The 21,075-nt window shown below is 66.6% G+C and carries 19 protein-coding genes, 1 other RNA gene and 1 pseudogene; 4 read left to right on the top strand and 17 right to left on the bottom strand.

The features are described 5' to 3' along the window. Positions 1–4 precede the first annotated feature (4 nt). The 4 genes from AACH06_RS04320 to AACH06_RS04305 form a co-directional block, all read right to left on the bottom strand. Positions 5–1,657 carry a methyl-accepting chemotaxis protein gene (locus AACH06_RS04320; protein WP_341424394.1) on the bottom strand — a complete coding sequence of 551 codons (1,653 nt, stop codon included), beginning with the start codon at positions 1,655–1,657 and terminating at the stop codon, positions 5–7. A 176-nt stretch (positions 1,658–1,833) separates the two neighbouring features. Continuing rightward, complete coding sequence (locus tag AACH06_RS04315) at positions 1,834–2,961, bottom strand: carbonic anhydrase (protein WP_341424393.1); 1,128 nt, start codon at positions 2,959–2,961, stop codon at positions 1,834–1,836. Between the two features lie 79 nt (positions 2,962–3,040). After that, entirely contained in the window at positions 3,041–4,258 is a 1,218-nt protein-coding gene (locus AACH06_RS04310; RefSeq protein ID WP_341424392.1) for a multidrug effflux MFS transporter, read from the bottom strand. 32 nt (positions 4,259–4,290) lie between these two features. Further along, the gene (locus AACH06_RS04305) at positions 4,291–4,593 is read right to left on the bottom strand and encodes a winged helix-turn-helix transcriptional regulator (protein WP_341424391.1); all 303 of its coding nucleotides are present in this window, start codon (positions 4,591–4,593) and stop codon (positions 4,291–4,293) included. A 102-nt stretch (positions 4,594–4,695) separates the two neighbouring features. Here AACH06_RS04305 and AACH06_RS04300 point away from each other — a divergent pair, with 102 nt between their 5' ends. Then, positions 4,696–5,253 (top strand): carboxymuconolactone decarboxylase family protein, encoded by a 558-nt coding sequence (locus tag AACH06_RS04300; protein ID WP_341424390.1) that lies wholly within the window; start codon positions 4,696–4,698, stop codon positions 5,251–5,253. Positions 5,254–5,299: 46 nt separating this feature from the next. On the opposite strand, the gene rnpB is transcribed toward AACH06_RS04300, so the two are convergent. The 3 genes from rnpB to pyrC form a co-directional block, all read right to left on the bottom strand. Further along, an RNA gene (gene rnpB / locus AACH06_RS04295) (RNase P RNA component class A) lies at positions 5,300–5,750 on the bottom strand. 52 nt (positions 5,751–5,802) lie between these two features. Next, complete coding sequence (locus AACH06_RS04290) at positions 5,803–5,997, bottom strand: hypothetical protein (RefSeq protein ID WP_341424389.1); 195 nt, start codon at positions 5,995–5,997, stop codon at positions 5,803–5,805. A 149-nt stretch (positions 5,998–6,146) separates the two neighbouring features. Continuing rightward, positions 6,147–7,187, bottom strand: a complete 1,041-nt coding sequence (gene pyrC / locus AACH06_RS04285) for a dihydroorotase (RefSeq protein WP_341424682.1) — start codon at positions 7,185–7,187, stop codon at positions 6,147–6,149. Positions 7,188–7,304: 117 nt separating this feature from the next. Between pyrC and AACH06_RS04280 the strand changes: the two genes are divergently transcribed. Both AACH06_RS04280 and AACH06_RS04275 read left to right on the top strand, forming a co-directional pair. Continuing rightward, positions 7,305–7,712: a nuclear transport factor 2 family protein gene (locus AACH06_RS04280; RefSeq protein WP_341424388.1), complete on the top strand. Its 408-nt coding sequence runs from the start codon at positions 7,305–7,307 to the stop codon at positions 7,710–7,712. Between the two features lie 126 nt (positions 7,713–7,838). Further along, positions 7,839–9,917 (top strand): putative bifunctional diguanylate cyclase/phosphodiesterase, encoded by a 2,079-nt coding sequence (locus AACH06_RS04275; RefSeq protein ID WP_341424387.1) that lies wholly within the window; start codon positions 7,839–7,841, stop codon positions 9,915–9,917. Between the two features lie 62 nt (positions 9,918–9,979). Here the strand turns inward: AACH06_RS04275 and AACH06_RS04270 are convergent, their stop codons facing one another. From AACH06_RS04270 to AACH06_RS04245, 6 genes are all read right to left on the bottom strand, one after another. Continuing rightward, positions 9,980–10,714: an amino acid ABC transporter ATP-binding protein gene (locus AACH06_RS04270; RefSeq protein ID WP_341424386.1), complete on the bottom strand. Its 735-nt coding sequence runs from the start codon at positions 10,712–10,714 to the stop codon at positions 9,980–9,982. Positions 10,715–10,726: 12 nt separating this feature from the next. Continuing rightward, the gene (locus AACH06_RS04265) at positions 10,727–11,392 is read right to left on the bottom strand and encodes an amino acid ABC transporter permease (protein WP_341424385.1); all 666 of its coding nucleotides are present in this window, start codon (positions 11,390–11,392) and stop codon (positions 10,727–10,729) included. 1 nt (position 11,393) lies between these two features. After that, positions 11,394–12,137, bottom strand: a complete 744-nt coding sequence (locus AACH06_RS04260) for an amino acid ABC transporter permease (protein ID WP_341424384.1) — start codon at positions 12,135–12,137, stop codon at positions 11,394–11,396. A 108-nt stretch (positions 12,138–12,245) separates the two neighbouring features. After that, the gene (locus tag AACH06_RS04255) at positions 12,246–13,142 is read right to left on the bottom strand and encodes an amino acid ABC transporter substrate-binding protein (RefSeq protein ID WP_341424383.1); all 897 of its coding nucleotides are present in this window, start codon (positions 13,140–13,142) and stop codon (positions 12,246–12,248) included. Between the two features lie 231 nt (positions 13,143–13,373). Further along, the gene (locus AACH06_RS04250; RefSeq protein ID WP_341424382.1) at positions 13,374–14,288 is read right to left on the bottom strand and encodes a LysR substrate-binding domain-containing protein; all 915 of its coding nucleotides are present in this window, start codon (positions 14,286–14,288) and stop codon (positions 13,374–13,376) included. A gap of 21 nt (positions 14,289–14,309) precedes the next feature. Continuing rightward, on the bottom strand, positions 14,310–16,154 hold the full coding sequence (locus AACH06_RS04245; RefSeq protein ID WP_341424381.1) for an ABCB family ABC transporter ATP-binding protein/permease: 1,845 nt from the start codon (positions 16,152–16,154) through the stop codon (positions 14,310–14,312). 49 nt (positions 16,155–16,203) lie between these two features. On the opposite strand from AACH06_RS04245, the gene AACH06_RS04240 reads away from it, so the two are divergent. Then, positions 16,204–16,659: an acyl-CoA thioesterase gene (locus AACH06_RS04240; RefSeq protein WP_423221984.1), complete on the top strand. Its 456-nt coding sequence runs from the start codon at positions 16,204–16,206 to the stop codon at positions 16,657–16,659. Between the two features lie 186 nt (positions 16,660–16,845). On the opposite strand, the pseudogene AACH06_RS04235 reads toward AACH06_RS04240, so the two are convergent. The 4 genes and pseudogenes from AACH06_RS04235 to AACH06_RS04220 all read right to left on the bottom strand — a co-directional run bounded on the left by AACH06_RS04235 (position 16,846) and on the right by AACH06_RS04220 (position 21,073). Further along, a pseudogene (locus tag AACH06_RS04235) lies at positions 16,846–17,590 on the bottom strand (transposase). 74 nt (positions 17,591–17,664) lie between these two features. Then, on the bottom strand, positions 17,665–18,432 hold the full coding sequence (locus AACH06_RS04230) for a YfaP family protein (RefSeq protein ID WP_341424679.1): 768 nt from the start codon (positions 18,430–18,432) through the stop codon (positions 17,665–17,667). A gap of 80 nt (positions 18,433–18,512) precedes the next feature. Then, positions 18,513–19,340, bottom strand: coding sequence for a YfaP family protein (locus AACH06_RS04225; protein WP_341424380.1), 828 nt, complete (start codon positions 19,338–19,340; stop codon positions 18,513–18,515). After that, positions 19,337–21,073, bottom strand: a complete 1,737-nt coding sequence (locus AACH06_RS04220) for a DUF2300 domain-containing protein (protein WP_341424678.1) — start codon at positions 21,071–21,073, stop codon at positions 19,337–19,339. The genes AACH06_RS04225 and AACH06_RS04220 overlap by 4 nt, the downstream gene beginning before the upstream one ends. Positions 21,074–21,075: the final 2 nt, after the last annotated feature.

Raw genomic sequence — 21,075 nt, 5'->3', positions numbered from 1 at the left:
GGCCTCAACGGGCGGTTGCCAGCTTCGCCTTGCCGGCTCGCCGCAGTTGTGCCGCATCCTGGCGGGCGATCTGGCCGATGTGGTCATCGTCACGCCCCAGCTGGAAGACCTGCACCGACGCCGTGACGGTCTCCGCCCTCGCCTGCAACCCCACCGCGGATTCGGCCACCTGTTGCACCAGGCCCGCGTTCTGCTGGGTGATCGAGTCCAGTTGCCCCACCGCCGCGTTCACCTGCGAGATGCCGGACAGCTGCTCTTGCGCGCCTCGGCTGATGCCCTGGATGATCTCGGAGACCTGGGACACGGCGTCCACCGCCTTCTGGATCGTCTCTCGGGCGCGCTCGGCCTGCACGCTGCCGTCCGCCACGCGCTGGTTCGAGCCCTCGATGAGGCGCTTGACCTCTTTCGCGGCACCCGCGGTGCGGGTGGCGAGCGCCCGCACTTCGCCGGCCACCACCGCGAAGCCGCGGCCGGTTTCTCCGGCCCGCGCGGCTTCCACCGCCGCATTGAGCGACAGCAGGCTGGTCTGGAAGGCGATGCCCTCGATCACGCCGATGATCTCGCCGATGCGCGCGGCCGAGTCGTGGATCTCTTTCATCGAGGCAGCGAGCGTCTCCACCGCACGGTTGCCGTCGTGGGTGATCTGCCCGGCATCGGCTGCGAGGCGCGCGGCCTGCGCCGCGGCGTCGGCGCTCTGGCGCACCGTGACGGTGATCTGCTCCATCGACGAGGCCGTCTGCTCCAGGCTCGCGGCCTGGGATTCGGTACGGGCCGACAGGTCGCGGTTGCCTCCGGCAATCTCGTCGGTGGCCCGCCGCATGTTCTCGATCTCGACCCGTGCGTCCCCCACCACCGATCGCAGGTTGATGCCGAGTTGGTTGAAGCCGCGGGCCAGATCGCCCATCACCCCCGGCTGGTCGGCGTTCAGGCGCTGCGCGAGGTCGCCTGCCGCCATGCGGTGGCACCCCTGCAGCACGGCCTGCAGCGGGCGGATGGCCATCTGCCGCATCGCCCACACCGCCGCCGCCACCGCGGCGCCCGAGGCGGCCACAGCGCCCACCATCGTCGGCCCGCCGCCCTGTGTGCCCGCCCACCAACCTGCCGCCAGCGACACGCCCGCCGCGGTGGCGATGCCAGCGCCCAGCCGAAGGCCGAGCGGCAGCCGCCCGGCCCGTGCCCACCAGCCGCGCCAACCGGGCCACTCGACACGGCCCGCGCGCAGGCGCCACGTCCGGCGGCCCGCACGCGTCTGGTCGCGCCACTGGCGGTACAGCGCTTCGGCCGCGGCTTTCGCCTCGTCCGCCGGACGGGCCCGCACCGATAGATAGCCGACGATCGCGCCGCGCTCCAGGATGGGCGTGACGTTGGCGATCACCCAGTAGTAGCGCCCGTCCTTGCGCCGGTTCTTCACCAGGCCGGACCACGGTTGGCCCCGTTCGATCGTTTCCCACAGGTCACGGAACGCCTCGGCCGGCACATCGGGGTGGCGGATCAGGTTGTGGGGCTGCCCGAGCAGCTCGTCGCGGCTGTAGCCGCTGACGTCGACGAAGGCCGGGTTGCAGTAGACGATGCGGCCCTGTCGATCCGTCATCGAGACCAGCGTCTGGGCCTCTGGGTAGACGAACTCTTCGTCGATGTTCGGTGTGTTGTGGCGCATACCGGCAGGGGTTTTGACGTGATGACCCCTGAGCTATCGGAAGTGCGCCCACCGGCCTTGAACCGGTTTCGCCGTCGTGATTGATCCGCGTCAAGCGCGCGTCGTCGGCTTCTGCACGGGGACGCGATCTGGGCGGCGCCCCGGGGCGCCCGGGCCCCGTGCTCGCCTTGCAAGGATCAGTTCGATTCCTTGATCAAACGCCCCGCCAAAGGCTGCACCGGGCGCGCGTTCATCGGATACAGGCGAGAGAAGATCTCGATCTGCTCGGGCGAGACCGGCACCGGCGTCTTCATCACCATCCACAGCACGCCCTCGCTGCAAGGCGGTGTGGTGAGCGAGCCCATGTAGGTGTAATAGCGGCGGTCTTCGGGCAAGAGCTTGTTCAGGTCGATGGTGCCGGGCGCCGCCTGCAGCTCGTTTTTCTCCAGCGGCAAGGCGTTCCACACGGCCTGGATCAAAGGCTGGGCCGCGCCCCGGTCGAGCAGCACGGCCACCACGGCGAGCTTGCCTTCGGCATCTTTGTGGACGAGGTGCGCCACCATGTCGAATTGCTTGCCGTTGATCCGCTCTTCCGAGGGCCGGTGGAAGTGGAACTGCAACAGGTCGAAGCGGCGGCCCAGCACGTTGATCGAGTTGCCCGACGGCAGATTCACCTGCACGGTGTGGCCGTTGTCGATCACCGAAAAGCCAGTGGTGCGGTAGTCGAACTGGATCGGCTCCAACTGCACCGCGATGCCACCACGGATATCGATCGGGCTTTGGCGCTGGCCGGTGGAGCACTTGTTGAATTCGGGCTTCAGCTTGCCCCAGGCGTCGGGGCCCACCTCGCCGTTGTAGTCCCAATGGTCACCATGCGGCGCCGCGTGGGCGGCCGGCGCAGCGAGCCGGGGATCGGGCTCGCGCTCGATCCGCTCTGCTCGCCTGGGTGCGGGCGGCGGCGGACGACCATTGACCTTGGCGGCCGTGCTGGCCACCGCATGCGAGCTGGCGACGCTGCCGCCGGCCCCTGCGGCTGCGGCCGGAGCCGCCGTCGCCCGGTTGTCGACGCGCACGACGTTGGGGTTGCCGTTCTCCGGCGGCTTCTGGGCACCCAGCCTCTCGGCCAGCCGCTGGCGCAAGGTGTCCATCGCATCGGCGGATGCGGCATCCTTGCCCGGGCGGGCTTCCTTGCCGGTGGGTTTGGCAGGCGCCTTCTCTTCGTCGTGACCGCCGCCCGCCCAGGCGGTGGTCATGGCACAGGCCAGCGCCAACGAGGTCAAGGCAACGGGACGAACGAAGCGGGAAAGAGGTTGGTTCCAGGGCATGGCAACTCCACAGGCCGGGCGGTGCACCGGGGCATCGCCTGGATATCGGCCGGTGTGGAGTTATCTTGAGCCGGCCAGCTCAGCCGGGCGGCAGTTCCAGGCGCGGCCTGACCCACGCCCAGGCGCCGATGCCGATGCCCATCATCAGCAGAGAGGCGATCGCCAGGCTGACGGCCGAATGCATGACCAGCGGCGCGATGGCACCAGCCACCAGCGCGTTGGCCACGCTGCCAATGCAGGCCTGCAGCGACGAGGCCATGCCGCGGCGATCGGGCGCCTGATCCAGCACCAGCAGCGTGACCACCGGCACCATCAGCGCCCAGCCGAAGGCAAAAATGCCGATCAACGGAATGGCCCACAACGGATGCGCCGGCAGCAGCAGGTTCATCACCACGTTGACCACCGACACCGTGGCCATGATGCGGAAGCCGCGGCGGATCTGCCGCCGTGGGGGCAGCCGCCCTGCCAGTCGGCCAGACCACCAGGCGCCCGCCATGATGCCGCCGATGGTGGACAAGAAGAACCAGAAGAACTGGGTGGGCTCCAGGTGCAGGATGTCGTGCAGGAACACGGGCGCCGACAGCACGTAGAGGAACATGCCGTTGAACGGTACGCCCGAGGCGAATGCCAGCGCGACGAACTTGGAGCTCGACACCATCTGCCAGTAGCCACGCATCAGGTGGCCGGCGCTGAAGGGCTGCACCTGGCTGGGGTGCAGCGTCTCGGGCAGCATGCGCCACATCGTCAGCCACAAGGCCGCGCCCACGGCGACCAGGAACCAGAAGATCGAGTGCCAGCCCAGGTGCACGAACAGGAAGGCGCCCACGATCGGCGCCACGGCCGGCGCCACGCCGAAGTAGATCGTGACCTGCGACATCACCCGCTGCGCTTCGGACGGCGGAAACAGATCGCGGATCACCGCCCGCGACACCACCATGCCCGCGCCGGCCGACATGCCCTGCAATGCACGAAAGGCCACCAGCGCGGCGATCGACTCGCTGAGCGCACAGCCCACCGAAGCCACCGTGAAGACGGCCACCCCGCCGAGCACGATCGGGCGGCGGCCGAAGCTGTCGGCCAAGGCGCCGTGGAACAGATTCATCGCCGCGAAGCCGAGCAGGTAGGCCGACAGCGTCTGCTGCATCTGCAGCGGCGTCGCTTCGAGCGCGTCGGCAATGCCTTTGAACGCCGGCAGGTAGGTGTCGATCGAGAACGGCCCGAGCATGCCCAGGCAGGCAAGCAAGGCGGCGAGCAGCCAACGGGGACCGGACCAGACTTTGGAGGCTTCGGGATTCATCGGGGAAGCCTTCGAGTGTAGGTGAGGCCCGATCACCCCTGCCGATGCCAGCGTACTGCCCACTTCGACAAAGGCGCGAACGCTTCGAGAAGATCGCGACCGATCGGCAAGAGCTGGTAGCCGCTCTCGTCACTGATGAGCAGACGCGCCTCGCGGAGTTCGCCCAGCCGTTGGTTCAGCACGGTGGGCGAGAGATCGCCACAGGCGGCTTGCAGTGCGCGAAAGGTCAGCGGGCCGCCGCGAAGCTCCCAGATGACCCGCATCATCCACCGCTTGTGGAGAAGCTCCATCGCAGCGTTGATCGCCTGCTTGTGGGTTTCCGGGGTCGACGCCATTCGGATGTGTGACGAGTTTTCGTCTTCTCGAGCCAATGCTACGTTTAATGTAGCATTGGCTCGTTTCGCTACTGAATCCGTAGCAATCAGAAGGAGCTCACCATGCCTCGCATTGAACCTGTGGCCGCGCCCTACTCGGCCCCTCTGGCCGAACGCTTTGCCCGGCTGATTCCACCCTCGATGACACCCCCGGCGATCTTCCGCACGGTCGCGCGCAACGAGGGCCTGTTCATTCACCTGGTCGACAGCGGCCTGCTTGGCCCAACGGGCCTGCTGGACCGCCGCGCTCTGCCGCCGGCCCTGCGCGAACTGCTGATCCTCAGAACCTGCTTCGCGGCGCGCAACGACTACGAGTGGCACCTGCACGTCGACACGATTTCCGAGCGCATGGGGCTGAGCCGCGCACAGATCGCTGACACGCGGTCGGCGGCGCCTGATCCTGCCCTCTGGAGTGAACGCGAACGTGCGGCGATGGCCTTGGTGGATGCGCTGGTTCCCGCCATCGCCGTGAGCGACTCGTTGTTCTCGCACCTGCGCGAACACTTTGACGACCCCACCTTGATCGAGATGACGCAACTCGTGGGCCTGTACACCGGCGCGGCCATGCTGGTGGCGCTCACGCGCCCGCAGCGGGACGTCCTCACTGTCAGCACGTGTTGAGTGCGACAGCCGCCGTGCCGGGCAGCACGGGGCAAACAACCAGAAAGTGTGAAGCAGGCCGATAGGCCGGATTCTGTGCAGCCTCGGCCTCTTGCGAGACCTTGGCCGTGACCGCCATTCCTCTGGGCCGGGCGGTTGCCCGCCTGGCTCGATGCCACCTACCCGCCGGCTCAGCGAGCCGCTTCAATGCCGGCCTATTTGGTGTTGCTGCGCGTAGAGATTGCCGCGTTTCACCCTTGTCGGGACTGCGCCCCGACAAGGGTGGCTACCCGGTTTGGGCTTGCACCCAAGCCGCCGGCTTACGCTCGGCGGCGACCGGCGTGCGCCGGCCCCGTGTAGAACACCCATGCTCGGGAGCTCCGACAAGACTCGTCTCTGTGGCTCTGATCCGCACCTCGCGGTGGACGGGCGTTACCCGCTACGCTGCTCTGCGCAGTCCGGACCTTCCTCCAGTGCCGCCTTTCGGCGATCGCACCAGCGGCGGTCTGGCCTGCTTCACGACGCGGATTGTCCCACGGACACCACCGCGCCAGACAGACCGATCGCCGATCAGCCTTCGGTGGGCGCCCGCGAGGCCTCGGGAGCGGCCGCTTGAGGGACCACTTGTGCCGGCTTGGCCTCGCCGTAATAGCGGTAGTGGTAGCGGTAGTAGCCGCGGGCAGGCACCACGACACAAGCCGACATCAGAGTGCTGATGGCGGTGGCTGCGGCGATCACCATCAAGGGGCGGCGGTATGAACGCATCAGAACATCTCCGTGAATCGGAACATGTCTGATCAACGCCCGGGGGCCGTGCCCAGCCGACGTCAGGCGCCGGCTTTACACAGTTTCACTGCGACAAGAAGTATCGGGCGCATCGCCCGGCCATGGCCCGAGAAGGCTGTCGTCGTCGCTCAGGCCGACAGACGCCAGTGCAGGGTTTCGCCGGCGCGCAGCGGCTTGATGAGCGCATCGCCAAACGGCAGTGTCTCGGGCAGCGCCCAAGGCTCGCGGCGCAGGGTGACCGTGCCGGTGTTGCGCGGCAGGCCGTAGAAGGCCGGTCCGTGGTGGCCGGCAAAGGCGTCGAGCTTGTCGAGCGCGCCGATGGCCTCGAAGGCCTCGGCGTACAGCTCTAGTGCACTCGGCGCGGTAAAGCAGCCCGCACCACAGACCGACGCCTCTTTCATCACCGACGCATGCGGTGCCGAATCGGTGCCGAGGAAGAATTGATCGGAGCCCGACGCCACCGCCTTCAGCAAGGCCTGGCGATGAACCTCGCGCTTCAGCACCGGCAGGCAGTAGTAGTGAGGCCGCAGCCCGCCCTGGAAGATCGCATTGCGGTTGTACAGCAGGTGGTGCGCCGTGATCGTGGCCGCCGTGTGCGCCCCTGCATCCGCCACGTACTGGGCGGCATCCTGGGTGGTGATGTGCTCGAACACCACCTTCAGCTCCGGAAAGTCCTGGCGGAGCGGGCGCATCACCTGGTCGATGAACACCGCTTCGCGGTCGAACACATCCACCGCGGGGTCGGTGACCTCGCCGTGCACCAGGAGCAGCACACCCTCACGCTGCATCGCTTCGAGCGTGGCGTAGGTCTTGCGGATGTCGGTCACGCCGGCATCGCTGTTGGTGGTGGCACCGGCCGGGTACAGCTTCAACGCGACGACGCCGGCCTCTTTCGCGCGGCGGATCTCGTCGGGCGGCGTCAAATCGGTGAGGTACAGCGTCATCAACGGGGTGAAGTCGCTTCCCGCGCCTTCCGGGCGCGCCGCCAGGATGCGGTCACGGTAGGCCATCGCCTGCGCGGTGGTGGTGATCGGCGGCCGCAGGTTCGGCATGATGATCGCGCGGCCGAATTGGCGGGCGGTGTGGGGCAATACCGCGGCCAGGGCGGCGCCATCACGCACGTGCAGGTGCCAGTCGTCCGGGCGGGTGAGGGTCAGGGTGTCGGGCAGCGAAGACATGGCGGGATTGTCGCCGCTTGGCCTGCGATGCATCCAGCCCGTCGCCGACGGCGTATGCGTTTCTGGCGGCCAACGCCGCCGATCCATATGAACCTTCAGGAGCACCCGATGGACGCTGCGCTGCCCACCTCACCCACCGAACTGGTCCAAGCCGCCTACGCCGCCTTTGGCCGCGGCGATGTGCCCGCGCTGTTGTCGTTGATGGCCCCTGAGGTGGCCTGGCAGTTCGTCGGCGACCACCAGGCGCCTTACACCGGCCAGGTGCGGGGCCACGCCCAGGTGGCGGCGTGGTTCCAGGCGGTCGCGCAGGTCGACCAGATTCAAGCTTTCGAGCCGCGCGAGTTTCTGGCGGGGCCGGGCCATGTGACGGTCTTGGGCTGGGAGCGCACCCAGGCCCTGCCCCGGGGCGGGGTCTTCGAGGCGCCGTGGGTGCATGTTTGGCAGGTCCAAGACGGTCGGATCTGCCGGTTCTTTGGCATGCTGGACAGCGAAGCTGCGGCCGCCGCCCGAGGCTGACGGCGGTCCACGGCCTGCCCATCCCGCCACCTGAGCAGGTGACGGGCCGGTGCCCGGTACGGATTCCCGGCCGGCAGGCCCAGGGCTATGATCGGCCAGAGGGACGAGAAGAAAGCCCGCCGCGCCATGTCCGATCCCGCCCTGCCCGCCGACGATTTCAGCGCCGACCAGTTTCGGCTGCTGGCCGACAACGTGCCGGCCCTGATCGCCTGCTACGACGCGGAAACCCGCCGCTGCCAGTTCGCCAACAAGCAGTACGCCCGGACCTTCGGGCTGGACGAACGGTCGATCGTCGGGTGCACATTTGCCCAGGTGATCGGCGAAGAGGCAGCGCGCGAGATCGCGCCGTATGTCGACCACGTGCTGGACAAGCGCGAGGCGGTCAACTACGAGCGGCAAGTCAAGGGCGCCGACGGCCAGCCGCGCTGGCTGGAAGTCAACCTGCTGCCGCACCTGGGGCCGGACGGCCGACCGCAATCGGCCTTCGTGCTGATCAATGACATCACCAAGCATCGCCTGGCCGAGCGCGCGGTGCGCGAATCGGAAGAGCGGCTCGGCAAGTTCATGCACGCGAGCGTGGAAGGCATCGTCTTTCACAAAGATGGCCTCGTCACCGATGCCAACCCCCCCATCCTGGCGCTGACCGGCCATTCCTTGCCGGAGATGCTGGGCCGGCATGTGCTGAGCTTCATCGCGCCCCAGCATGTGGCACGCGTGCTGGCGGTGATGAGCGCCGGCCAGGAGACGGCCTACGAGCTGGCCATCCTGCACAAGGACGGCCACGAGATTCCGGTGGAGTTCATCGTGCGGACGATGCTGCGCAACGGCGAGCGCATCCGCATGACCATCGTTCGTGACATGCGCGATCGCCACGCCGCGCAAGCGCGCATCCACCACCTGGCCCACCACGACATGCTCACCGGCCTGCCCAACCGCGGCGCCTTCATGGAGCGGCTGGATCAGTTGATGGCCGCCGCGCGCGAAAGCAATGGCCGACTCGCGCTGCTGTTCGTGGACCTCGATCATTTCAAGCGTGTCAACGATTCGCTGGGCCACCTGGTGGGCGACACCTTGCTCAAGACGGTGGCCTCCCGCATCACCGACTGCCTGCGCGCCAGCGACCTCGTCGCCCGCTTCGGTGGCGACGAGTTCATGGTGCTGCTGCCCACCGCACAACTGCAGCACGAGGCCGAAGAGGTGGCCCACAAGCTGCTGCGCGCGATCGAGGCGCCGATGGAGATGGAGGGCCAGTCGATCTCGGTGACGCCCTCGATTGGCATGGCGTTCTTCCCCGACCACGGCGAAGACTCAGGCACCTTGATCAAGCACGCCGACACGGCGATGTACGTGGCCAAGTCACGTGGGCGTGCGAACTTCCAGCTGTTCGAGAGTTCGATGGCCAGTGTGGCCTACGAAGCGCTGCTGCTGGAGATCCAGCTCGGCCATGCGCTGGAGCGCGGCGAGTTCGAGTTGCAGTACCAGCCGGTGGTGCGCGCCGACGACGGGCAGTGCGTCGCGCTCGAAGCGCTGATCCGCTGGCATCACCCCGAACGGGGCCTGCTGGGCCCAGACGATTTCGTGCCGGTGGCCGAGCAGCGCCGCCTGATGCAACGGATCGGCCGCTGGACGATGCGCCAGGCACTGCGTCAGGCCAAGGCCTGGCGCGCGCAGTGGCCAGATTCGGCGGTGATGCCGGTGGCGGTGAACCTGTCCAGCCTGGAGTTCCATGCTTCTGACCTGGTCGACAGCGTGGCGGCCTTGTTGCGCGAAGAGCAAGTGCCCGGCCATTGGTTGGAGCTGGAGCTCACCGAACGCGTGCTGATGGACGACATCGAGGCGGTGAAAAGCGCGCTGCGCGAGCTGAAGCTGCTGGGCGTGCGCATCGCGATCGACGATTTCGGAACGGGCCAGTCGTCACTGGCCCACCTGCGCGAGCTGACGGTCGACAAGATCAAGATCGACCGCAGCTTCGTGACCGCGTTGCCCCACGACGCTGGCGCCTTGGCGATCGTGCGGGCCATCGTGCAGCTCGGCCACGGCCTGAAGCGCACGGTCACCGCCGAAGGGGTGGAGACGCCGGCCCAACGCGACGCATTGGCCGCCATGCACTGCGACGAGTTGCAGGGCTACCTGATCAGCCGCCCGCTGCCCGCTGAGGCGCTGGACACCTGGCTGAGCGAACGCACCAGCACTTCAGCCCGCTGAAAGGCAAATCGCCTGGCGCATGGGCCAGGCGACGTCGGGTGGGTGGAGGCTGGCCGCAGCGATCAGTGCTGCAGGATCTTCGACAGGAACTCCTTCGCACGCGGCGAACGAGCCTCGGGGCGGCCGAAGAATTCTTCCTTGGTGCAGTCTTCGATGATCTTGCCGGCGTCCATGAAGATGACGCGGTGGCTCACCTTGCGCGCAAAGCCCATCTCATGGGTGACGCACATCATCGTCATGCCTTCGTTGGCAAGCTGCACCATCACGTCCAGCACTTCGCCCACCATCTCGGGGTCGAGCGCCGACGTGGGCTCATCGAACAGCATGACGATCGGGTCCATGCTCAGGGCACGGGCGATGGCCACACGCTGCTGCTGGCCGCCCGAGAGCTGGCCCGGGAACTTGTCCTTGTGCGCCATCAGGCCCACACGGTCCAGCATCTTCAGGCCGCGGGTCTTCGCGTCGTCGACGTTGCGACCCAGCACCTTCACCTGCGCCAGCGTGAGGTTCTCGGTCACCGACAGGTGCGGGAACAGCTCGAAGTGCTGGAACACCATGCCCACGCGGCTGCGCAGCTTGGGCAGGTTGGTCTTGGGGTCGGCGATCGACGTACCGTCAACGACGATGTCGCCCTTCTGGATGGGTTCCAGCGCATTGACGGTCTTGATCAGCGTGGACTTGCCCGAGCCGGAGGGCCCGCAGACAACGACCACTTCACCCTTTTTGATGGAGGTGGTGCAGTCGGTCAGCACCTGGAACGAGCCGTACCACTTGGAGACGTTCTTGATGTCGATCATGGCGGCAACCTCTTATCGAATGATCTGGATCTTGCGCTGCAGCCGCTTGACGAGCATGGACAGGCTGAAGCAAATGATGAAGTAGACGACGGCTGCCGCGAGATAGGTCTCGACTGGCCGGTTGAAGTTCTTGCCGGCCACTTCGAAGCCTTTGAGCAGGTCGTAAGCGCCGATGGCATAGACCAGTGATGTGTCCTGGAAGAGGATGATCGTCTGAGTCAGCAGCACGGGCAGCATGTTGCGGAAGGCCTGCGGCAGCACCACCAACTGCATCGTCTGCCGGTAGGTCATGCCCACCGCGTAGCCCGCGAAGACCTGGCCGCGCGGCACGCTCTGGATACCCGCCCGCATGATCTCGGAGTAGTACGCGGCCTCGAATACCGTGAACGTGATGATGGCCGACAGTTCCGCGCCCATGGGCCGCCCGATCAGCATCGGGATCAGCAGGAAGAACCACAGAATCACCATCACCAGCGGGATCGACCGCAGCGTGTTGACGTAGGCGGCCGCGGGCATGACGAGCCACGGCTTGCCGGAAAGACGCATCAGGGCCAGAACCGTCCCCAACGCGATCCCGCCGATCATGGCGATCACGGTCAGCTGGATCGAAAAGAACAAGCCCTTGAGGATGAAGCTGGAGATGACACCCCAGTTGAGGAAGGCAAAGTCGAGATTCATCTCACTTGCCCCCACCGATCAAGCCGGGCACCTGCATGCGGCCTTCAATCACCTTGGCGATCCGGTTGATCGCGAACGCTGAGATGAAGTAAAGCCCGGTCACCGCCAGATAGATCTCGATGCCGCGCGAGGTTTCTTCCTGCGCCTGCATCGCGAACTGCGTCAGCTCGGCGATCGACACCGCGAAAGCCACCGACGAGTTCTTGATGATGTTCATGCTCTCGCTGGTGAGCGGCGGAATGACGATGCGAAACGCCATCGGCAGCAGCACGAAGCGATAGGTCTGCGGCAGGGTCAGGCCCATGGCCAGACCGGCGTAGCGCTGCCCTTTGGGCAGGCTCTGGATGCCGGCCTTCACCTGTTCGGCGATCCGGGCCGACGTGAAGAATCCGAGTGCCAGGACAACCAGGACAAAGCTGGGCACATTCTTCAATGGCGGCAGCAAGGACGGGATGACGTGGTACCAAAGAACGATCTGCACGAGCAGCGGGACGTTGCGGAAGAGCTCCGTCCACGCATTGCCGAGAAATGACAACCCCTTGCTGGGCACGGTGCGCAAGATGCCCATGAGTGAGCCCACCAGCAGCGCCACCACCAAGGCCGAGAGCGCCACCATCAGCGTCCAACCCCATGCCGACAGAATCCAATCCAGGTAGGTGATATCGCCGCCACTGCCAAAGCAGCGGCCGGACACCTCGCCGCTGATGGTGTCCTTGCAGAAGACCTGCCAATCCCAATTCGCCACGAAACTCCCCTCCGCGCACAAAGAAAAGGCGCGGCAACCTGCGGGCGGCCGCGCCGTCAGCCTATGCAAACACCGGGCCCGGGGCCACGGTGTTTGCGCGGAGAAGTCTTACTTCTTCGCGTAGTCTTCCATCGGCTTGTCGTTCGGGGTGGCCCAGGCTGACTTGGTGGCTTCCGAAGCCGGCAGCCCCACCTTGGTGTTGTTGGGCGGGATCGGCTGCATGAACCACTTGTCGTAGATCTTGTTGATCTCGCCCGACTTCATCAAGCCCGACAGCGTGGTGTCGACCGCCTTCTTGAAGGCCGGATCATCCTTGCGGATCATGATCGCGATCGGCTCGACCGACAGCACTTCGCCGACGATCTTGAAGTCGTTCGGGGCCTTCGACTTGGAGATCAGGCCGGCCAGGATCTGGCCGTCCATCACGAATGCATCGGCGCGGCCGGATTCGAGCAGCAGGAAGCTGTCGGCGTGATCCTTGCCGAAGACTTCCTCGAAGTTCACACCGGTGGCACGCTCATGCTTGCGCAGCGTCTGCACCGAAGTCGTGCCGGTGGTGGTGGCCACCTTCTTGCCGTTGAGCTGGCCAATCGAGGTGATGCCCGAGCTGGCGTGCGTGGCGATGCGCACTTCCTCGACGTAGGTGGTCACCGCAAAGGCGACGTCCTTCTGGCGGGTGGCATTGTTGGTGGTCGAGCCGCACTCGATGTCCACGGTACCGTTCTGCACCAGCGGGATGCGGTTCTGCGAGGTGACCGGCTGGTACTTGATCTCGAGCTTCTTGCCGACCAGCTTTTCGACGTCGGCCAGAACGCGCTGGCACAGCTCGATGTGGTAGCCCACGTACTTGCCATCACCCAAGGTGAAAGACAGTGCGCCCGAGGATTCGCGCACCCCCATCGTGACCACGCCACTGTCCTTGATCTTCTTCAACGTGTCGTTGATTTCCGCGTGGGCGGCACCGACAGCTGCCAAGGTGGCCAGGACGAGCAGGGATCTCTTCATGCGAACTCCTTTGAGCGAAAACAAGGTGCAGGTGTAACGTCAATCACTGGCCGCGGGACTACGTGCTAGCCCGTACCGCCTGGCGATGGCTGCAGGCGGGCATGACTGGCCTTCACATTGGGCGCGGACTGTAACGGTGACGCGCCGGACGAGCCAATGCCGATTGTTGGCGGGCCCATGCCTGTTTTGCATGGGCAGTTCGGGTTTTTACCATGTCGACCCAGGGGCCTGTCATTGACGGGTCTGGAGAAAGTTCCACAGCTCCTGGGCGCCGGCTTTGGCGTGCCGCGCGACCTCCGGCCGCTCGCGGTAGATGCGCACTTCCATCGTCAACTCATAGTCGCTGGGGCCTGCCGCAACGAGGCGCCTGGCCTTCAGTTCCTTGCGCACCGAGCTGGCCGGCAAAAACGCGAGGCCGTGGCCTTCGAGTGCCATGGCCTTGAGGCCCTCGGCCATGTCGGTTTCGTAGATCGGGTCGAGCACCGGCGGCGTCGGTGCGTGCTTGATGATCTGCTCAACCAGCCGCGCCATGTACGCGCCGGAGGCGTAGCTGAGGAAAGGCACCGGCGCGCCAACGCGGCCCGGTAGCTTGCACTGCGGCGCGCCATCGGGCCCCGCCTTGGCGTAGGGTGCCAGGCTCTCGGTGCCGAGGCTCAGCATCTCGTAGCGATCGGGCGCAAGTTGCAAGGGCTGGGTGGGATGGTGATACGCGATCAGCAGGTCGCAGCTGCCCTCAGTCATCCGCATGACCGCGTCGTGCACGTTCAGCGCGATCAGCCGGCTCTTGAGCATCGGCAAGCGCTTGCGCAGCTCCATCAGCCAGTGCGGGAAGAAGGTGAACGCCAGCGTGTGCGGCACGGCGAACTCGACCATGTCCTGCCCCGCCACCTGATGGCCCCGCATCATGTTGCGGGTGGCCTGCAGGTTGCCCAGGATCTCCAGCGCCTGGGCGTGAAAGGTCTCGCCCGCAGGCGTCAGCCGCGTCGGGTACGACGAGCGGTCGACCAGGTCGATGCCGGCCCAGGCTTCCAATGCCTGGATGCGCCGCGAGAACGCGGGCTGGGTCACATGGCGAAGTTGGGCCGAGCGTGAAAAGCTGCGGGTCTCGGCGAGGCTGATGAAGTCTTCAAGCCACTTGGTGTCCATCAGCGGCGCCCGGCAGATCGGTCAAGTTGAAGACAACGCATGGGGTTCCCTCCGGTCTTGTGCGGCGTGTTGCAGTTGCCACATGCGAGCATAGCGCCCGCCCTGCGCCAGCAACACTGCGTGCGAACCCCGCTCGACGATGTGGCCGGCTTCCATCACGAGAATCTCGTGGGCATCCACCACGGTGGACAGGCGGTGCGCGATGACGAGCGTGGTCTTGCCCCGGGAGGCGTTCTTCAACTCGGCCTGGATGGCGCGCTCGTTGGCCGAATCGAGTGCCGAGGTGGCCTCGTCGAAGATCATGATCGGCGGGTCCTTGAGCAAGGTGCGGGCGATCGCCACACGTTGCTTCTCTCCCCCGGAAAGCTTCAGGCCGCGCTCGCCCACCACCGTGTCGTAGCCCAGGGGCTGGGCCACGATGAAGTCGTGGATGTGGGCGGCCTTCGCCGCCGCTTCCACCTGCGCGCGGGTGGCGCCGGCGCGGCCGTAGGCGATGTTGTATTCGATGGTGTCGTTGAACAGCACCGTGTCCTGCGGCACGATACCGATCGATCGCCGCAGGCTGTCCTGGGTGACATGAGCGATGTCCTGCCCGTCGATCGTGATGCGGCCGGCCTGCACGTCATAGAACCTGTAGATCAGGCGCGCCAACGTGCTTTTGCCCGCACCGCTGGGGCCGACGACGGCCACCGTCTGGCCGGCAGGCACTTCAAAGCTCAAGCCCTGAAGAATGGGGCGCGAAGGGTCGTATGCAAAGCCCACATCCTCGAACCGCAGTGTGGCGCCGGCCACCTGCAGGTCACGCGCACCGGGGGCATCGGCCACCTCGCGCTCGCGTTCGAGCAACGCGAACATCTTGTCCAGGTCGGCCAGGCTTTGCTTGACCTCCCGGTACAGCACGCCCAGGAAGTTCATCGGGATGTAGAGCTGGATCAACAGGGCGTTGATCAACACCAGATCGCCCAGCGTCAACGCCCCCGCCACGACGCCGCTGGTGGCGCGCCACAGCATCGCCAGCAGCGACATCGCGATGATCAATTGCTGGCCGGTGTTGAGCACCGACAGCGAGGTCTGCGACTTGATCTGCGCGCGGCGATAGGCATCGAGTCCGGTGTCGTAACGCTGCGCCTCGAAGGCCTCGTTGTTGAAGTACTTCACCGTCTCGTAGTTGAGCAACGAGTCGATCGCGCGGGTGTGCGCTTTCGAGTCCAGCTCGTTCATCTGATGGCGAAACTTGGTGCGCCACTCGGTGACGGTGATGGTGAACACCACATAGGCCGCCAGTGCCGCGAGCGTGATCCAGACATAGCCGAAGTCGAATTTGGTGGCCAGCAGCACCAGGGCGAGGACCAGCTCGACGATCGTCGGCAGGATCGTGTAGAGCGAATAGGACACCAGCGATTGCAGGGCCCGGGTGCCTCGCTCGATGTCGCGCGTCATGCCGCCGGTCTGCCGCTCCAGGTGGAAGCGAAGGCTCAGCGCATGCAGATGGCGAAAGGTCTCCAACGCGATCTGGCGCGACGCCCCATGGGTGGCTTTGGCGAAGACCAGCTCGCGCAGCTCGGTGAAGATGCTGGTCGACAACCGCAATGCCGCGTAGGCGATCAGTAGCCCGGCGGGCACGACCAGCAATCCGCGTGCATCCCCGGCCGGCAAGTCCAGGCTGTCGACGAGCTGCTTGAGCAGCAGCGGCACCCCCAGGTTCGCCACCTTGGCGGCCACGAGAAAGAGCAGCGCCAGCCCCACCCGCCAGCGGTACTGCCAGATGTAGGGCAGCAAGCGCTTGAGGGTGGCGCCATCGCTGTGTGAACGTTGCCCGGAAGGCGTTGGGGCCGAAACCGCGGCTGGCAGTGATTGACGACGCATCGTGGAAGAATCGCCCGGAATGGACAAGGAAGTGAGAGGACGGGACACCATGGCCAGCAATGACACCGACCCCAACGCGCGCCCTGCCGCTCATGCCAGTGTGCCCGAGCCGCTGGTGCAGCGCCTGCCCGACGACAAGACGTTGGTGCTCCGCATGATGCCGATGCCGGCCGATGCCAACGGTAACGGCGACATTTTCGGCGGCTGGATCATGGCTCAGGTCGACCTGGCCGGGGCCGTGCTGCCGATGCGCATCGCCAAAGGCCGCATCGCGACCGTCGCCGTCAACGAGTTTGTGTTCAAGCAGCCGGTGTCGGTGGGTGACCTGCTGAGCTTCTACGCCACCGTCACCCGCATCGGAACGACCTCGGTCACGGTGCACGTGGAGGTCTACGCCGAGCGCAATCCGCAGGATCTTTACGTGGTGAAGGTGACGGAAGCCAAGCTGACCTACGTCGCGATCGACATGCAGGGGCAGCCCCGCAAGATACCGCCGCAAGATTAGAGGCTTGTCGTTCTAGGAGTCCGCGCGGAAGAACTCTAAGCAACATCGCTGTTGGCGCCGTGAAGTCATCTGGTCGAGTTCCGGGACGGCTGTCAGCGGCCGACTCGGCCGAACGGAGTCTGCGGCGGGTTTGGCGAGGCGATTGTGTGCGTATTGCGGGCGTGTTCTGGGCGCATCTATGGCCTTTCAGGCAGTCATCGTTGCCATGCGCCGTAGGTTCAGCGCCATGCACACGAGCTTCCACTCCGCTCGCACGCGGTGCAGCCCCCCGCGGGCTGAACTGTCGCAACCCCAGCACGTTCTTGATCCAGCCGTTGGGCGGCTCGGCGATCCACTTGCGCTTGCGGTAGGCCGCTTTGCCTTGATCGGTCCGCAGCTTGGCGGCCATCGCTGCGGTATGCGGGTACTGCTGGGCGTCGACCTCTGCATGATCCTTGCCTTCGCGGCCCATCGCCACCATCACCTCGATCTGCGCGTTGCGCAGGTTGTCTTCGCTGCGGTAGCCCGCGTCGGCCAGGCCGAGTTCGGGCAGCTCGCCCAGGTTGTCCTTGACCGCCTGGATCATCACGAACAGATCCGACAGCTCCTTCAGATGAAACGCCCTGAAGTCGCAGATCGTGCGGTGGCGGGGGAAGTTGCCCGCCGCCAGCATCCGAAACGCCAGGTCCTCATGCAGCCGGCGCTCGATCTTGCGCGAGCTGAACACTCCCGTGGCGTAGGCGTAGACCAACACCTTGACCATCATCGCCGGGTGGAACGGCTGGTTGCGCGAACCGCCACCCTCGTAGCGCGAGCAGAACGCATTGAGGTCCAGCGCGTCGACCATGTCGTTGATGAAGTGCGCCAGGTGGCCTGCCCGCAGCCAGTCTTGCGGCGCCGCCGGCAGCAGCATCACTTGGTCAGGTTCGTAGGGTCGATAGCTTCCAGCCATGCGCTATCAACGCATGTCCCACCACCTGCGGCATCAGGAACTACCCGGTTCTGCCGCGCAGACTCCTAGACCTTTCAGCCACGGCGGAAGGATCGCACGTGGGTCAGGTCGCCGATCTTGCGCATCGGCACGGTGAAGGTCTCGCGACGTTCGGCCCCGGTGTTCTCGTCGAACACGAGGGTGATGCGTGCGGTGATCACCGGTTGCTGGCGCGTTGATTCGTCGAAGTGGTAGCCCCCCTCGCCAAAGTTGCCCCAATAGTTGACGTAGACGTGGTACACGCCCGCCACAGGAGCAGCCAGCGAGAACATCTCGGGCCCCGCACCGTCGACCGAATCCACGTCGAGCCCGCCGCCATTGGCCAGCACCGGATTGGCAAAGAACGCATGGCCCCCATCGGGGGTCAGCACATGCAGGTCGAGCTCGGCCTGCGGGTCGTCCCAGGCCAGGATGACCCGCACCCTTGCACGGGTCTTCGTCGCGTTGGCTTCATAGAACTGGGCACGCTGGATGACCTGCCCGTCGGCACCGCGCAGCTCGATGCCGTTGCTGCCGGGTCCGAAGGCGTAGGGCCTCGCGAAGCGGCCTTCGGCATCGGTGTACAGCGGCATGGCGTTGCCATTGACGACCAGCGTCGGCGGAGTCCGGTGCGTGCCGATCTGCTTGAGCCGGCCTTCGATCAGCGTGCGACCACGCTGGCCACCCCGGTCGATCAGGTTGTTGGGGTAGGCGTATTCGACGCGCTGGTTCGACTCGAGCAGCACGCCACTGTGCGTCCAGCCACCGGCCGGTCGCTGGATCGTTCGCTCCGGCGCGGCAGGCTCGGCCGCGGCGGCGGCCATCGTGACGATGGCGGGCAGCGCGGCCCACCACAGGGCGCTCGCGAGCCGGGCCCCACCCACTCTGGCAAGGGCTCGACGGATCATCGCCCCGCCACCACGAACGAACGCACCAGGGTGAGCTCACCTGGCTTGCGCAGCGGCACTCGGAAGACCTGTTGCTTCTCACGTGGTGTGCCTTCGTTTTCGATCACCGCCACCTGGGCCACGGTGATGATGTCGTTGCGCTCGCCCGAACCGTAGTAGTTGACGTACACGTGGTACACGCCGGGGGCAGGGCTGGGATGGGCGTAGATCTCCGGGCCGAAGCCGGTCGTCACGTCGACATCCAGCGCGCCGCCGTTGGGAACGACGCGTTCGCCATACCAGACATGCTGGCCATCCGGTGACACCACGTGCAGGTCGATGTCGGTCATGTCGGTGTCCCAGCTGAGCACCACGCGCAGCCTGGGCGACACCCGGTTGGCGTTGGCCTCGTAGAACTGCACCCGCCGCTCACCGCTCGCGCTGCCACCGGGCCGCACGGACACCCCATGCGCCCCCGGCCCGAACGACCACGGCCGCGCGAATTCGCCGCTCTCTGACACATCCAGCGGCAGCGCCACACCGTCGACCACCAGCCGAGCCGGTTGGCGGCCGCCCTGCTTGCTGGCGCCCGCGATGTCCCGCGCCACACGACCGGCGATCAGTGCACTCTTGCTGCGGCCCTCGGTGTTCACATTCGATGCGGGGTAATTCACCGTCTGGACGAAGTCGCGCTGGGTGCTGTCGCTGGCGCGCCATCCGCCAGCGGGGGTGTCGATGGTGGTGGTGCGCGGGGCGTCCTGCGCAGCGGCGCCCACAGTCATCACGGCGGCCAGGCCCGCGGCAGCGAAGGCCAGGGATGTGCGGAAGGAAAGGTGCTGGATCATGAGTCCGCCAGTTGCTGCGCGAGACGTTCGACGAAGGCCTCATCGCGCCCGTTGGGATGGCGCCTGAAAGCCAGGTGCAGGTATTCGTGGATCAGCGTGACACGGCCTTCTCGGCTCGTCCACTCACGCACGTAGACGCGCCCACGGCGCAGATCGGCGTGCGGCACGCCTTGGGCCAGCAGGCACACCTGTGGCGGGCTCTCCAACGGCTCGTAGCCGTCTTCGGCGCGCAACACACGCCGCCAGCGTGGCTCGCGTTCCACCAGCCAGGCCACCGCGCGCGGTAGCGGCTGGCAATCGGATTCGTCGTTCCAGCCCGAGAGCGAAGCGGCCGGGAAGGCATCGCGCAGCAGCGCCTCGACCCCCACGCCGGCGCGGCTGGACGCCACGGCCTGCCGCCAGCCCATGACCTGGGGCTCGTTGCCGTCGAGCTGATAGCGCACCGGCGAGCCGGTCAACACCAAACCGGCGGTGAAGGCCGCCGCTGCGCGGGCCGCCTGGGTCGGTGGGCGCGGGCTCACCCGCTGCGCGCGGCTGTCGTCATCCACATCCAGGCAGGCGCCATCGGCACCCGGGGTCGTCGCCGCGTTCTGCTTCAACCAGCTGCGGGCGGCGATCGCCAGCGCTCGGGCCGCCGAGACCTCGCGCCCATCGCCCTCGCGGTCAACCACCCGGGCCACATATTCTTCCAGCGGCAGCCTCGCTTCCAGGCGCGGCGCCTTCTCGCTGCCGGTCAGCTGAAAGCCGGGTTGGCCAGGCACCGACAGCTTCGTGCCATTGGCAAAGCGGAACGTGTACGCCGCGCCGCGAGCCAGGGGAACCAGGGCGCCGAGAGGGGCCGGCTTGTTGTCGTCGCGCGTGACCGCCGCCAGCGGGTAGCGGCTGAAGAATTTCACGTCGACGCAGGGCTGGGCCTGCAGCGTGGCCGCATCGGGCGGCGCGTGCAGCAAACCCCGCGCCGACCAGGCCGATGCCAGCAGATCGGCATGCCGCTGCAGGGCCACACGGCCCGTCCCGGGGCCGCCAAACCAGAAGGGCGAGCCATCGGCCAGCCAGCCCGCGGCACCGCCCCAGCGCTCACCCTGGGCGTCCGACCACGACCACGTCTTGAATCGCGGCGAACTCCCAAGAGCCCCCAGCAGGCCCACCTCACGCAGCGTGTTGGGCAGCAGCGCCTGGCGAGCGGCCAGGCGCGCACCGTAGGGCACGCGGTTCAGCGCCTCGATGAGGCCGCTCACTGGCACCTGAGTCGCCGGTTGCATGCCCGACAGAGACTGCAGCCAACCCGGCGCCTGGCGGGCGGCCCAGAACTTCGACCAATCGGCGTCTTTGATGGCCAAGCGCTTGGGCTCGAAGTAGGCGCCGCAGCTGCGCTGCAATGCCGCATCCCGGCCAATGCTCTCGCCCGGGTCGCAGCAATATTCGTCGCCCGGGTCGCGCTGCGCGCGCTCGCAGCGGTAGGCGGGCTCCTGGGCCCCGGTGGTCTGCAGGTAGCTGTAGACGAACACCTTCCACACACTGCCCAGCGGGACGTTGGCCGGGGGCTCGGTGCCCGCCGGTGCATGCGCCAACGAACCATCGGCCGCGCGCCACACCAGCGACGGCGTGGGCGCTGCCCAGGCGCCGCTCGCCCCAGCGAGCGCCAGCGCAGCCCAGCCCACGCGACCGCGGATGAGGCCGGCCCGGAGGGAGGCGCCGCGCGAGGCGACGGGGGCTCCGCGGCGTGACGGCACGA

This window comes from Ideonella lacteola (genome assembly GCF_038066555.1).
GTDB classification, from domain to species: Bacteria; Pseudomonadota; Gammaproteobacteria; order Burkholderiales; family Burkholderiaceae_C; genus Ideonella; species Ideonella lacteola.
Note: the sequence above shows the minus strand (reverse complement) of the source record. Positions and strands in the feature narration are given on the sequence as shown.